Below are 13,654 nucleotides of genomic sequence, written 5' to 3' on the forward strand. Positions count from 1 at the left end.
CCGTTTGTTCATTATCGACGCCGTAGAGAGTGATGCCCGTAGTTTACCATGCTTTACCCTATACGCCCGACGCGCTTTCGGGCTTATTTCAACGCGTGGCGCATTTGCCGTGGGCAATGCTGCTCAGCTCCGCTTTCGCCGATCATCCCGACAGCCGCTTCGATATTATGGTGGCCGATCCGCTCGCTACGCTGGAGACGCGCGGGGCGATCACACGCCTCATTAAAGGTGACAGCGTCACTGAATCCACGGCCGATCCGCTGACGCTGCTGAACAGCGAGCTGAGTCAGCTGCTGCCCGCCGCGCCGTCGCGCGATGATCTGCCGTTTCAGGGGGGCGCGCTCGGCCTGTTCGGCTATGACCTGGGCCGCCGCTTTGAGCGCCTGCCGCAGCAGGCCACCGCCGATCTCACTACCCCGGACATGGCGACAGGCATTTATGACTGGGCGCTGATTGCCGATCATCAGCGGCAAACGCTGACGCTGGTCGATCACCAGCCGGACGGCGCGCGGCTGCGCTGGCTTGAGAGCCTGCCCGCGCGCGAAACCGGCCCTTTCCGCCTCACCAGCCGTTGGCGATCAAATATGACGCAGGAAGCGTACCGGGCGCGTTTCGATCGTGTGCAGGCGTGGCTGCAGGCGGGCGACTGCTATCAGGTTAATCTGGCGCAACGCTTCCAGGCGGCTTACGCGGGCGATGAATGGCAGGCGTTTCTGCGCCTTAACCAAAGCAACCGCGCCCCCTTTAGCGCCTTTTTACGGCTGCCAGAGAGCGCCGTGCTGAGCCTCTCGCCGGAGCGTTTTCTTTCTTTACGCGACGGTGTGATTGAAACCCGTCCGATCAAGGGCACCCTGCCGCGGCTGGAGGAGGCCGGCGCGGATCGCCAGCAGGCGCTCCGGCTGGCGAATTCGGAAAAAGATCGCGCGGAAAATCTGATGATCGTCGATCTGCTGCGTAATGATATTGGCCGCGTCGCGGTGCCCGGTAGCGTCAGCGTGCCGGAGCTGTTTGTCGTCGAGCAGTTTCCCGCCGTGCATCACCTGGTCAGCACCATCCGCGCGCGGCTGAAGGCGGGGCTGAGCGCCTGCGATCTGCTGCGCGCCTGCTTCCCCGGCGGATCGATTACCGGCGCGCCCAAGGTCCGCGCCATGGAGATTATCGAAACGCTGGAGCCACAACGTCGCAACGCCTGGTGCGGTAGTATTGGCTATCTGAGCTGCTGCGGACGTATGGACAGCAGCATCACCATTCGCACACTGATTGCGGAACGGGGCCAGCTTTACTGCGCCGCCGGCGGCGGCATTGTGGCGGACAGCGAGGCGGATCTGGAGTATCAGGAGACGCTGCATAAGCTGCGTCGTATTTTGCCGCTGCTGGAAAACGACACGCAGAGTGAGCCCGCCAATGACGCTTGATCGCTTCCTCACCCGCTTTCTGCTACAGCCGCCCGCGGCCGAAGCGCCCCAGCCGGCACGCCGTCAGGCGGCGGTACTGGTGCCGGTGGTGGCGCGTCAACAGCCGGGACTGCTGCTGACGCGCCGCTCGCCCCTGTTGCGCAAGCATGCCGGTCAGGTCGCCTTTCCCGGCGGCATGCGCGACGATACCGATGCCTCGCTACAGGTCACCGCCCTGCGCGAGGCGCACGAAGAGATTGGCCTGCGTCCGCAGGATGTGCGCATCATCGGTACGCTGCCGGCGGTCAGCAGCAGCACCGGCTTTCAGGTGACCCCGGTGGTCGGCCTGATCCCGCCCGATTTACCCTGGACACCGAACGCCGATGAGGTCGACGCCATCTTTGAGATGCCGCTGGAAGAGGCGCTGCGCCTGTCGCGCTATGCGCCGCTGGATATTCATCGCGGCGGCCTGCATCACCGGGTCTGGCTCTCCTGGTATCAGGACTATTTCGTCTGGGGCATGACGGCGGGCATTATTCGTCAGCTCAGCCTGCAGGTGATGCCGGAACTGGTTAGCAGATAACCAAATTAAAGTTGTGCAAAAAGCCGCCTTTCCGTGATATTTCACTAAATATTCTTCAGTAAGCGATCCAAATCACTTCCCTATTACGCCAAAGTAGTTATATTTGGCGCGCCGGGCGGCAGGCAGGCCACCGGCGCCGTTTCGCATAAATTTGCTTCAGGGCAGAGATACGCCGCTTACTGTATCAGCCCGCGGATTTGACGGCCCGGAATAAGATTTTTTAGCCGCACTAATTAGTTTATTTCATGCGAAAAGATGATTTTTTAACCACCAGGATGATTACTATACGCAGTGCATATTTTGCTGCGAAGTTAACAATTAAGGAGCGTGTAGCGTGATTAGCGTTTTCGACATGTTTAAGATCGGCATTGGCCCGTCCAGTTCCCATACCCTGGGCCCGATGAAAGCCGGCAAACAGTTTGTCGACGATTTGATCCGGGATAACCGGCTGTTGGACGTTACGCGCATCGCCGTTGAGGTCTACGGCTCGCTGTCGCTCACCGGCAAGGGCCACCATACCGATATCGCCATTATTATGGGCCTCTCCGGCGCCTCGCCGGAGAGCGTTGATATTGACGCCATCCCCGCGTTTATCCGCGATGTCGAGCAGCGCGAGCGCCTGCTGCTGGCCAATGGCCAGCATGAGGTCGATTTCCCGCGCGAAGGCGGCATGAACTTCCGCAGCGAAAACCTCTCCCTGCATGAGAACGGCATGCGCATTCACGCCTTCGCCGGCGAGGCGCGTCTCTACAGCAAAACCTACTACTCCATCGGCGGCGGCTTTATTGTCGACGAAGAGCATTTCGGCGAATCAGTGCTGGATGAGGTGTCAGTGCCCTATCCCTACAATTCGGCGAAGGATCTGCTGGCGCACTGCCGCGAAACCGGCCTTTCGCTGTCCGGCCTGGTGATGAAAAACGAACTGGCGCTGCACAGCCGCCAGGAGATTGAGAGCTATTTCGCCGCGGTGTGGCAAACCATGCGCGACTGTATCGATCGCGGCCTCAACACCGAGGGCGTGCTGCCGGGGCCACTGCGGGTGCCGCGCCGCGCCGCCGCGCTGCGTCGTATGCTGGTCTCCTCCGGCAAGCTTTCTAACGATCCGATGAACGTGATCGACTGGGTCAATATGTTCGCGCTGGCGGTTAATGAAGAGAACGCCGCCGGCGGCCGCGTCGTGACCGCGCCGACCAACGGCGCCTGCGGCATCGTGCCGGCGGTGCTGGCCTACTATGATCACTTTATCGAATCGGTCAGTCCCGACATTTTTATCCGCTACTTTATGGCGGCGGGCGCGGTGGGCGTGCTGTATAAGATGAACGCCTCTATCTCCGGCGCCGAAGTGGGCTGTCAGGGCGAAGTGGGCGTCGCCTGCTCAATGGCGGCGGCGGGCCTCGCGGAGCTGCTGGGCGCCAGCCCGGAACAGGTTTGCGTCGCAGCGGAGATCGGCATGGAGCATAACCTCGGCCTTACCTGCGATCCGGTTGCCGGCCAGGTGCAGGTGCCCTGCATCGAACGCAACGCCATCGCCTCGGTCAAAGCGATCAACTCGGCGCGTATGGCGCTGCGCCGCACCAGCGAAGCGCGCGTCTCGCTCGATAAAGTGATCGAAACGATGTATGAGACCGGCAAAGATATGAACGCCAAATACCGCGAGACTTCGCGCGGCGGCCTGGCGATTAAGGTGCAGTGCGACTGATCCCTGCCGCGCGACATCGCCTGATAACAGCAGCGTCTTCGGCGCTGCTTTTTTTTGCCTGTGAAGCGACGCCGCCGGCGTTACCGCGCCGCAGGACGTTTATTCGCCATCCCCGGCGAATCGAAGCGCTTTTTTCATTGGCGCAACTAAACTTAAGGCGGTGATTGCCGATATGAAACTGTCGGATTTTTATTTGTGCTTTAAGGGTGGCTACGGATGCAAGTGTCCCAGCAGATTGTTGGACAGTTTCGTCGGAAACGGTTGTTAATCGCGTCGATAGTCGCTGCACTGGTGCTTATCCTTACATTAACTTTTCGTTTTTTCGAAGAAAAAAACCGGATAGAACAGCAATCGCATAATTTCGCCGATAACGCCATCACGCGTTTCGATCGGCTTTTCTCACCGCTGGACGTCGCCGCGAACAATACGCTGGCGCTGGTCGGCCTGAGCTGCAATGACGTTCGCTTTCTGCTGAACGAGAAAATTTCTGCGCTGCAGACGGTGCGCGCCATTCTGCTGGTGGATGATGATCAAATCTACTGCTCCAGCATCTATGGCGATCGCGCCATCCCGTTTAGCGAAAACTACCCTGAACTGGCGGTTAACAACCAGCATATGTCGTTGAGCGTGGATGATTATCTGCTAAAAGGCTCACCGGTGCTGCTGCTCTGGACGCCGAAATCGCTGGATAACCGCGCCGGTATTTTGCAGGTTATTAATATTGAGCTGATGAGCAACTATCTGCTGGAGCCGACGCTGCCCTGGGTGGAACGCGCGATCTTCAACGTCGGCGGCAAAAGCCTGGAGTACGGCAATCCGCTGATTGAACAGGCGCAGCCCGCCGAGGATGAAGTGAGATACCAGCAATCGTCGCTGCGTTACCCTTTCACTATCACGCTCTTCGGTCCGGCGCCGACCCGCCTGGCGCTACTGACGCTGCCCTCGCAGTTGCCGCTGGGCCTGCTGCTCAGCCTGCTGACCGGCTATATCGTCTGGCTGGCGACCGCCAACCGCATGAGCCTCTCCTGGCAGATCAGCTATGGCCTGTCGGCACAGGAATTTATGGTCTATTGTCAGCCGCTGATTGACGGCGCCAGCGGCGACTGTGACGGCATCGAACTGCTGCTGCGCTGGCATAACCCGCGTCAGGGCTGGATTTCGCCGGACGTGTTTATCCCGCTGGCGGAGCGGCAGAACCTGATTGCGCCGCTGACGCGCTTCGTGCTTTCCGAGGCGGTGCGCCACCTGCCGCAGCTGCCGCCGCAGTCAAATTTTCATATCGCGATTAATGTTGCCGCCAGCCATTTCCGCGATCGGGCGATCGTAGACGATTTACAGGAACTGTGGTGGCCCGCCAATCCGGAGCCGCGCCTGGTGATTGAATTAACCGAGCGCGATGCGCTGCCGGTAGTGGATCAGGGGGTGGTGTCGCAGCTGCATCAGCTTGGCGTCAAGGTGGCGATTGATGATTTTGGCACCGGGCACAGTTCGCTCTCCTACCTGAAAACACTCAGTCCGGATGTGCTGAAGCTGGATAAGGTGTTTACCGCCGCAATCGGCACCGACGCGATTAACGCCACCGTGACGGATATGGTGATATCGCTGGCGCAACGGTTGAATATCAGGCTGGTAGCTGAAGGGGTGGAGACAGCCGAGCAGGCGAGCTATCTGCGTCAGCGCGGGGTGGATACGCTGCAGGGCTATTTTTATGCGCGCCCGATGCCGCTGGATGATTTTCCCGCCTGGCTGGCGCAGCATCGCGCCAGCCTGCGTTCCTGATTGCCGGGGCTGTCTGACGACAGCCCCTTTTTATTACTCTTCATCATCCTCGTCGCGCGGCTGATCTTTGGTGATACGCACCAGATCGATGCGGTAATCGGTCGCTTCGACAATGGTAAAGTGCAGCGGCGGGATATCGATCACCTCGCCCGGCTGCGGCAGCTGCCCTTTTTGCCCAATCAGCAGCCCCGCCAGCGAGGCGTAATCGTCGCCCTGCTTCACCAGGCTGTGATAGTCGAGCCACTGCTGCAGCGAGTGGAGATCGGTGCCGCCTTTCACCAGCCAGCCTTCGCCGTCGCTGACAATATCCGGGGTTTCATCCTCATCCGGGAATTCGCCGGCGATCGCCTCCAGTACGTCAAGCGGCGTCACCAGCCCCTGCACCACGCCAAACTCGTTGGTCACCAGCACGAAGCTCCCTTTCGCCCGACGCAATACGCCCAGCAAATTAATCGGATCCAGCGTTTCCGGGACGATGATCGGCGGCGATGCCGCGGCGAAGACATTAATGTCCATGCCATGCTCCAGCGCCACCAGCAGCTCTTTCGCCCGTACCACACCGGTAACCTCATCCAGCTCGCCGCGGCAGACCGGGAACAGGCTGTGCGGCGTATCCAGCAGCTGCATGCGGATCTCATCCAGCGGCTTGGTGGCGTCAACCCAGGAGATGTCGCCACGCGGCGTCATGATGCTGCGAATAGAGCGGGACGCCAGCGTCAGCACGCCGTTGATCATATAACGCTCTTCATCCTTAAACGCTTCCTGCGGCAGCGTCGGGCTCTCCGTCGGCGCGTTGCTGTCCTCGGCGGACGCTGAACCGCTGCCGCGGCGGCCGCCCATCAGGCGCAGGATCGCTTCTGCGGTGCGCTCACGCATCGGACGATGCGACTGATGACGAATAAAGTTGCGGCGTGCGATCTGGTTAAACAGCTCAATCAGAATAGAGAAGCCGATCGCGGCGTAGAGGTAGCCTTTCGGAATATGGAAACCGAAACCTTCCGCCACCAGGCTCAGGCCGATCATCAACAGGAAGCTCAGACAAAGCACCACTACCGTAGGATGGGCGTTCACGAAGTTGGTCAGCGGCTTCGACGCCAGCAGCATGATGCCCATGGCGATCACAACCGCGGTCATCATCACCGGCAGATGGTTCACCATGCCGACAGCGGTGATCACCGCATCCAGCGAGAAGACGGCGTCCAGCACCACAATCTGAATCACCACAGCCCAGAAGCTGGCGTAGCTCTTATTGCCGTCACCTTCAAGCTGGCGGTTTTCCAGCCGCTCATGCAGCTCCATGGTCGCCTTGAACAGCAGGAAAATACCGCCCAGCAGCAGGATCAGATCGCGGCCGGCGAAGCTGAATTGCGCGACGCTAAACAGCGGCCTGGTCAGCGTTACCATCCAGGAGATCAACGACAGCAGGCCGAGCCGCATCAGCAGCGCCAGCGACAGGCCGATCAGACGCGCTTTATCGCGCTGCTTCGGCGGCAGCTTATCCGCCAGAATAGCGATAAACACCAAGTTATCGATACCCAGCACGATCTCCAGAACAATCAACGTCAGCAGACCGGCCCAAATCGAAGGGTCTAAGAGAAATTCCATTACAGACTCCGAAAAAAGCAACAGGAAAACCGGACGCCGGGTTCAGTAACCGTAGCGCGGCAGGAAAGAGAAGCAGAGCAGAAAGTGACGCCGAAAGGCGTTAAGAAACAAGCCGGATGACCCGGTGGCGTGGATAAGCAACTTCGGTGACAGTCCATAGGGAGGGCTGAGGCCCATTACTCCTGTAGTTAAAAAGAGAAGCAGATTTTAACAGCAGCCACAGGGTCGTCAAAAGGATTCGTTAAAATTAACAAAAATTTACGTTTCCCATTCCCTGCATTTTCAATTATTTCGTATCGAAATGGTAAGGCTGTAAATAACTGAGGCGGGTCACATAATTTATTTTTTTACTTACTAAAATAAATCGCGAAGTCATCTTTCCGTCGTCGGATAAATAAAAAGAACCGTTCCGCCGACGACGTGGCGGCTACGCGCAACGCGCCTGCATTTAGCTTAGTCCAGATGACAGCGTTGGCGAGTCGGTTATGCATCCGGGTCGCTCAATATTGAAAACGGAGGTAGCAAGTGACTATTGCTATTGTAATTGGCACACACGGTTGGGCGGCGGAGCAACTGCTCAAAACCGCCGAGATGCTATTAGGCGAACAGCAAAACGTCGGCTGGATCGATTTCGTGCCGGGCGAAAATGCCGAGACCCTGATTGAAAAATACCATGCGCGCCTCGCTGAGCTGGATACCAGCAAGGGCGTACTTTTCCTGGTCGATACCTGGGGCGGCAGCCCGTTTAATGCCGCCAGCCGTATCGTTGTCGATAAAGCGCAGCACGAGGTAATTGCCGGGGTCAACATCCCGATGCTGGTGGAAACCCTGATGGCGCGCGACGACGAGCCCGCCTTTGACGAACTGATCGCCGTGGCGGTGGAGGCGGGTCGCGAAGGCGTCAAAGCGTTAAAAGCGAAAGCGCCAGAACCCACCCCTGCTCCCGCCGCCCCTCCCCGTCAGGCGACGCCGCAGGCGCCGTTGGGCCCTGACGATCATATGAAAATCGGCCTGGTGCGCATTGATGACCGTTTGATCCACGGTCAGGTGGCAACGCGCTGGACCAAAGAAACCAACGTATCGCGCATCATCGTCGTCAGCGATGAGGTCGCCGCCGATAAGGTGCGTAAAACGTTACTGACCCAGGTGGCGCCGCCCGGCGTCAGCGCGCACGTGGTTGATGTCGATAAGATGGTGCGCGTCTGGAATAACCCGAAATATGCCCGCGATCGCGTCATGCTGCTGTTTACCAACCCTACCGATGTGGTGCGCGTGGTGGAACAGGGCGTGGAAATAAAATCGGTCAATATCGGCGGCATGGCTTTCCGCCAGGGGAAAACGCAGGTCAACAACGCCGTTTCGGTCGACGCCAAAGATATCGAGGCGTTTAAAACACTAAACGCGCGCGGCATCGAACTGGAGGTTCGCAAAGTCTCCAACGATCCCCGGCTGAAGATGATGGATCTGATCGCCAAAGTCCACGCCTGACCCACCGCTTTACTTATCGCCTGATGCGTCAGGTTTCATGCAGTTTTACTTTGTCACAGGAGAAGTGCAATGGAAGTCACCACTCTACAAATTGCGCTGGTATTTATTGTCGCCTGTATTGCGGGTGTCGAATCGATACTCGATGAGTTTCAGTTTCACCGGCCGCTGGTTGCCTGTACGTTGATCGGCGCGGTGCTGGGCGATATGAAAACCGGCATTATTATCGGCGGGACGCTGGAAATGATCGCGCTTGGCTGGATGAATATCGGCGCGGCAGTCGCGCCTGACGCCGCGCTGGCGTCCATCATTTCCACCATTCTGGTTATCGCCGGCGGGCAGAGCATCGGCGCCGGTATTGCGCTGGCGATTCCACTGGCGGCGGCCGGCCAGGTGCTGACCATTATCGTGCGCACCATCACCGTCGCTTTCCAGCACGCGGCGGATAAAGCGGCGGAGAAAGGCAATCTGTCCGCCATCTCCTGGATCCACGTGACCGCGCTTATCCTGCAGGCGATGCGTATCGCTATTCCGGCAGTGATCGTGGCGGTCTCCGTCGGCACCGATGCGGTACAAAGCATGCTGAGCGCCATTCCGGAAGTGGTGACCGGCGGCCTGAATATCGCTGGCGGCATGATTGTGGTGGTGGGTTACGCGATGGTCATCAATATGATGCGCGCGGGCTACCTGATGCCGTTTTTCTACCTGGGCTTCGTCACCGCCGCCTTTACCGACTTTAACCTGGTCGCGCTGGGCGTGATCGGCGTGGTAATGGCTGCACTCTATATTCAGCTCAGCCCGAAATATAACCGTGCCGCCGGCGGCGCTGCGCCAGCCGCAGGCCCTGCTCATAACGATCTGGATAACGAATTAGATTAAGGGGTGTGAAAAATGGTAGATACCACTGCATCAACGGCGAAAAAACTCACGCCCGGCGACGTGCGTAGCGTCTTTCTGCGCTCTAACCTGTTTCAGGGATCATGGAACTTTGAACGTATGCAGGCGCTGGGATTTTGCTTCTCCATGGTACCGGCGATCCGTCGTCTGTACCCGGAAAACAATGAGGAGCGCCGCCAGGCGATCAAACGTCATCTGGAGTTCTTTAATACCCATCCCTATCCGGCCGCGCCAATTTTAGGCGTGACGCTGGCAATGGAGGAGCAGCGTGCCAATGGCGCGCCGATCGACGACGGGGCGATTAACGGCATTAAGGTGGGGCTGATGGGGCCGCTGGCCGGCGTCGGCGACCCGATTTTCTGGGGCACCATGCGTCCGGTATTCGCGGCGCTGGGCGCGGGCATCGCCATGAGCGGCAGCCTGTTGGGGCCGGTGCTGTTCTTCGTGCTGTTTAACGTGGTGCGCCTGCTGTTCCGCTATTACGGCGTGGCGTACGGCTATAAAAAAGGGGTCGACATCGTTAACGATATGGGCGGCGGCTTTCTGCAAAAGCTGACGGAAGGGGCATCAATTCTTGGCCTGTTTGTCATGGGGGCGCTGGTTAACAAGTGGACGCATGTCAATATTCCGCTGGTGGTGTCACGCATCACCGACCAGACCGGGAAAACCACTGTCACCACCGTACAGTCGATTCTCGATCAGCTGATGCCGGGCTGGTGCCGCTGCTGCTCACCTTCGCCTGTATGTGGCTGCTGCGGCGTAAAGTGAACGCGCTGTGGATTATCATCGGCTTTTTCGCCATCGGTATTTTTGGTTACTGGATCGGCCTGCTGGGCCTGTAGTGACAACGGAAGATGGCCGGTCGCCTGCGGCGGCGGGCCATTTTTTTATCCGCCCGGCGCCGTTCGTTATCCAACGCCGGGCCGCTTACCTGAAGGAATCGCCATGTCGCTGACTGATGCCGCCATCCTGCTGTTTATCGCCCTGCTGCTGCTGTATGCCGTTTACGATCAGTGGATTATGCCGCGTCGTCACGGTGCCACGCGCCTGCGGGTTCCTTTGCAACGACGCGGTAAGGCGGACAGCCTGATTTTTATCGGTCTGATAATGATTCTTATTTATAATAATGTGTCACATCAGGGCGCGGTGATAACCACCACACTGTTGCTGGCGTTAATCCTGGTGGCGATTTATCTCTTCTGGATCCGTACGCCGCTCTTATTGTTGAAAGACCATGGCTTTTTCTTCGCCAATGTCTGGATTAATTATGACCGTATAAAAGGTATGAATTTATCCGAGGATGGCGTTCTGGTTATTCAACTTGAACAAAAACCCCTGCTTGTTCGGGTAAAACAGCTTGACGATCTGGAAAGGATTTATCAAACAATGCTGGATAATCAATAAGATAAAATATAGCCAATGGCATATTCATAAGGCTATATTTGACTCAGAAATAGCCGGCATTGTTTATCTTTTTACCATTCCCTTAACATCGTCGGGCTTATTTTTTACCGCTGCTTAGCATCCCGCCGGCGCTTATCCGTACACTATTTCCGCCATTATCAATTTATTTTGACACCAAATGATAATGTGGTAAGGTGAGCGCCGTTATTGGGGAGTAGCCGATTTCTGTTAATACAGAAATGCACCTGTCAACATACTCGTTGTTAATTCAACGTGGCATGTGCGACCGTTTACGGTAGGCGAGACCATTGACCGATGTGCCTGTCTGGTTGGGAAGGTGCATTTGGTTATGGTATTCCCGGCCGAGGTTACGACTTCGATGAACTTTTCCGCTCTGCTTATTCTGTCGTTTGGCATGTCTATGGACGCGTTTGCCGTCGCTATCGGTAAAGGCGCCGCCCTGCAGCGTCCGCGCCTGCGCGAAGCGCTACGCACCGGCTTGATCTTCGGCGTTATCGAAACACTCACGCCGCTGGTCGGCTGGGGTCTCGGTCAGTTTGCCACCCACTTCGTTGCCCGCTGGGATCACTGGATCGCTTTTACCCTGCTCTGCTTTTTAGGCGGCCGCATGGTGATTGAAGGCTGCCGTCAACACGCCGCCCCCTGCGAACCGGTGCAGCAGCACGGTCTGCTGCTGCTGGCGGCCACCGCAGTCGCCACCAGTCTGGATGCGATGGCAGTTGGCGTCAGCCTGGCGTTTCTGCAGGTGAATATCCTGCTTACCGCGCTGTTAATCGGCCTTTGTACCTTTACCATGACCACCATCGGTATGCTGATCGGCCGTCTGATTGGCCCCCTTCTGGGCAAGCGCGCTGAAATTCTCGGCGGCGCGGTCCTGATCTTTATCGGCGCGCAGATTCTGTGGCAGCACTTTGCCTGAGGCGCGCCGCCGCGCCCTCGTTTAGCTGCGTCGCCAGAGCCGCACCATAAAATCCGCTTCGCTGTGAAACTGTTCGCTTTCGCCCAGCTGACGCCAGACGTCGGGCGTGGCGCGCCAGGCGAACGGCGTCATTTGTAGCAGCGTCGTGGCGTCGCGGCCCGACAACAATAGCGGATACCCCAGCTGCTGTTGCTCTTCCAGCGTAAAGCCCGGCAGGCTCTCCTCTGCCGTCTCGTGCAGTTTGACCTGCGCATAGATCAGCGCCTTAAACTGCAGCAAATGACGCGGCCCTGGCGTGACGGTCAGCAAACAGCCGCCGCTGCGCACTACGCGCGACAGCTCTTCCGCCTTGCAGGGCGCGTAAATTCGCAGCACGCCATCCAGCGATGCGTCAGCAAAAGGCAGGCGGTGGCTGGAAGCGACACAGAAATCGATATTGCGGTAGCGCTTCGCCGCGGCGCGGATAGCGACTTTCGCCACATCCAGCCCGCACACGCGAGACTGCTCCCCCAGTGCCGCGGCAACCGCCGCGGTGTAGTAGCCTTCGCCACAGCCGATATCCAGCACCGTTGCCGCCGCAGGCAAATGCTGCGCGAGCAGCGAGGCCACGCGCTGCTGAAGCGGCTGATAGTGGCCGGCGTCAAGAAACTGACGACGCGCCTGCATCATTTCCGCGCTGTCGCCCGGTTCGCGGGAGCGTTTATGCTGAACCGGCAGCAGATTGACGTAACCTTCTTTCGCCTGGTCGAACTGATGCTGCTGCGCGCAGCGCCAGCTGTGTTGAACCAGCGCCAGCGGCTGCTGACAGAGGGGACAAAGATAGTGCATAACTCTTTCTCTGGCTGAATCAGGCGCGCAGTTTACACGCTGTGGTGAACAGCGTCACCCGCCAAAAAGAAAGGCCCCGGCGATGAGCCGGGGCCTTTGCATCATCTTTCCGCTGTACACTGAGGGTACAACGAAGACGTTGCGATGTGATCAGATCGCCACAACGTTAACCGCTGCCGGACCTTTCTGACCATCCTGAATTTCGAACTCAACGTTCTGACCTTCAGCCAGCGTTTTGAAACCGTTACCCTGGATAGCGGAGAAGTGAACGAACACATCTTTGCTACCGTCCGCCGGAGTAATGAAGCCAAAACCTTTGGATTCGTTAAACCACTTCACCTGACCTTTAATTTTTGCCATCTTCGTAATTCCTTAGAATGTTTATTTGCCCGGAGGCGACTGACAGAAAACCAGAGACACTACTGAATGAGGCACTAATATTAGGTTCGGCAAGGAAGCGGTATTCAACGTCAACGTCTTTACTCGTTACTTCTTTACTGAATATGCCATACATAAACAGAGCTGTACCTCGTTTTGCTTAATAGCGTTATCACATATTCGATAATTTATGGCAAGCTATTTTTAAACAGCGATCGACCTGTCGCACACTTATTGCAAACCCATCGCATTCTTTGCACATTTATGCATTAAGCAGCAATAAAAAAAGCTCGACAGCCGCGCCTTTTATCCGCATTTTATCTCTCCGCGTCCAGCACGCCCTGGGCCTGAAGAGACGCACGTCTCCGTGAGACCCCTGCCAGCCTGCTACTTTGCCACAGGATTGTTGCATAATTATGGCACGTTAAATGCACTCAATAACCTTTTGCGCGCAGGCGTGGCAGGTCCAGTAAAAGTCAGAGGTTCTTTCTGTTCGATCGGCCTGCAGAAAAGGCTGCGCCTGTTTTGCACCAAAAAAGAATATATTTAAAGTGATCTGCCCCAAATAAATGCAACGCTATTTTCAGATAAACTTATTAGTAGATCGAATAAGGCAGGATAACGTAACGAGCGAAACCGCAACGCTGTTAAATTAATGCCTG

12 protein-coding genes, 1 pseudogene and 1 riboswitch are annotated in these 13,654 nt (G+C 57.4%); of the genes and pseudogenes, 9 read left to right on the plus strand and 4 right to left on the minus strand.

Annotated elements, in window-relative coordinates:
• Positions 1 to 32: 32 nt before the first annotated feature.
• The 4 genes from pabB to C2E15_RS11855 all read left to right on the plus strand — a co-directional run bounded on the left by pabB (position 33) and on the right by C2E15_RS11855 (position 5,455).
• Positions 33 to 1,415: an aminodeoxychorismate synthase component 1 gene (gene pabB / locus C2E15_RS11840; RefSeq protein ID WP_104957545.1), complete on the plus strand. Its 1,383-nt coding sequence runs from the start codon at positions 33 to 35 to the stop codon at positions 1,413 to 1,415.
• Positions 1,405 to 1,977, plus strand: a complete 573-nt coding sequence (locus C2E15_RS11845; protein ID WP_104957546.1) for a CoA pyrophosphatase — start codon at positions 1,405 to 1,407, stop codon at positions 1,975 to 1,977. Before pabB ends, C2E15_RS11845 begins: the two co-directional genes overlap by 11 nt.
• 334 nt (positions 1,978 to 2,311) lie before the next feature.
• Positions 2,312 to 3,676, plus strand: a complete 1,365-nt coding sequence (locus C2E15_RS11850) for an L-serine ammonia-lyase (protein WP_104957547.1) — start codon at positions 2,312 to 2,314, stop codon at positions 3,674 to 3,676.
• A gap of 216 nt (positions 3,677 to 3,892) precedes the next feature.
• Positions 3,893 to 5,455 (plus strand): EAL domain-containing protein, encoded by a 1,563-nt coding sequence (locus tag C2E15_RS11855; protein ID WP_104957548.1) that lies wholly within the window; start codon positions 3,893 to 3,895, stop codon positions 5,453 to 5,455.
• A 33-nt stretch (positions 5,456 to 5,488) separates the two neighbouring features.
• On the opposite strand, the gene C2E15_RS11860 is transcribed toward C2E15_RS11855, so the two are convergent.
• On the minus strand, positions 5,489 to 7,060 hold the full coding sequence (locus tag C2E15_RS11860; RefSeq protein ID WP_104957549.1) for a TerC family protein: 1,572 nt from the start codon (positions 7,058 to 7,060) through the stop codon (positions 5,489 to 5,491).
• 525 nt (positions 7,061 to 7,585) lie between these two features.
• On the opposite strand from C2E15_RS11860, the gene manX reads away from it, so the two are divergent.
• The 5 genes and pseudogenes from manX to mntP all read left to right on the plus strand — a co-directional run bounded on the left by manX (position 7,586) and on the right by mntP (position 11,786).
• Entirely contained in the window at positions 7,586 to 8,548 is a 963-nt protein-coding gene (manX, locus tag C2E15_RS11865) for a PTS mannose transporter subunit IIAB (protein WP_104957550.1), read from the plus strand.
• A 69-nt stretch (positions 8,549 to 8,617) separates the two neighbouring features.
• Positions 8,618 to 9,424 (plus strand): PTS mannose/fructose/sorbose transporter subunit IIC, encoded by an 807-nt coding sequence (locus tag C2E15_RS11870; RefSeq protein WP_038625770.1) that lies wholly within the window; start codon positions 8,618 to 8,620, stop codon positions 9,422 to 9,424.
• 12 nt (positions 9,425 to 9,436) lie between these two features.
• Positions 9,437 to 10,284: pseudogene (locus C2E15_RS11875) on the plus strand (PTS mannose transporter subunit IID).
• Positions 10,285 to 10,387: 103 nt separating this feature from the next.
• Entirely contained in the window at positions 10,388 to 10,846 is a 459-nt protein-coding gene (locus tag C2E15_RS11880; RefSeq protein ID WP_104957551.1) for a DUF986 family protein, read from the plus strand.
• Positions 10,847 to 11,043: 197 nt separating this feature from the next.
• Positions 11,044 to 11,215: riboswitch (yybP-ykoY riboswitch) on the plus strand.
• A 10-nt stretch (positions 11,216 to 11,225) separates the two neighbouring features.
• Positions 11,226 to 11,786 (plus strand): manganese efflux pump MntP, encoded by a 561-nt coding sequence (gene mntP / locus C2E15_RS11885; RefSeq protein WP_104959163.1) that lies wholly within the window; start codon positions 11,226 to 11,228, stop codon positions 11,784 to 11,786.
• A 21-nt stretch (positions 11,787 to 11,807) separates the two neighbouring features.
• Here the strand turns inward: mntP and rlmA are convergent, their stop codons facing one another.
• The 3 genes from rlmA to C2E15_RS11900 form a co-directional block, all read right to left on the minus strand.
• Positions 11,808 to 12,614, minus strand: a complete 807-nt coding sequence (gene rlmA, locus C2E15_RS11890) for a 23S rRNA (guanine(745)-N(1))-methyltransferase (protein WP_104957552.1) — start codon at positions 12,612 to 12,614, stop codon at positions 11,808 to 11,810.
• 150 nt (positions 12,615 to 12,764) lie between these two features.
• The gene (gene cspE, locus C2E15_RS11895) at positions 12,765 to 12,974 is read right to left on the minus strand and encodes a transcription antiterminator/RNA stability regulator CspE (protein WP_004386688.1); all 210 of its coding nucleotides are present in this window, start codon (positions 12,972 to 12,974) and stop codon (positions 12,765 to 12,767) included.
• Complete coding sequence (locus C2E15_RS11900) at positions 12,961 to 13,128, minus strand: DUF2627 domain-containing protein (protein WP_104957553.1); 168 nt, start codon at positions 13,126 to 13,128, stop codon at positions 12,961 to 12,963. Before C2E15_RS11900 ends, cspE begins: the two co-directional genes overlap by 14 nt.
• Positions 13,129 to 13,654: the final 526 nt, after the last annotated feature.

It is taken from the genome of Mixta gaviniae (assembly GCF_002953195.1).
In the GTDB taxonomy this organism is placed as follows: Bacteria; Pseudomonadota; Gammaproteobacteria; order Enterobacterales; family Enterobacteriaceae; genus Mixta; species Mixta gaviniae.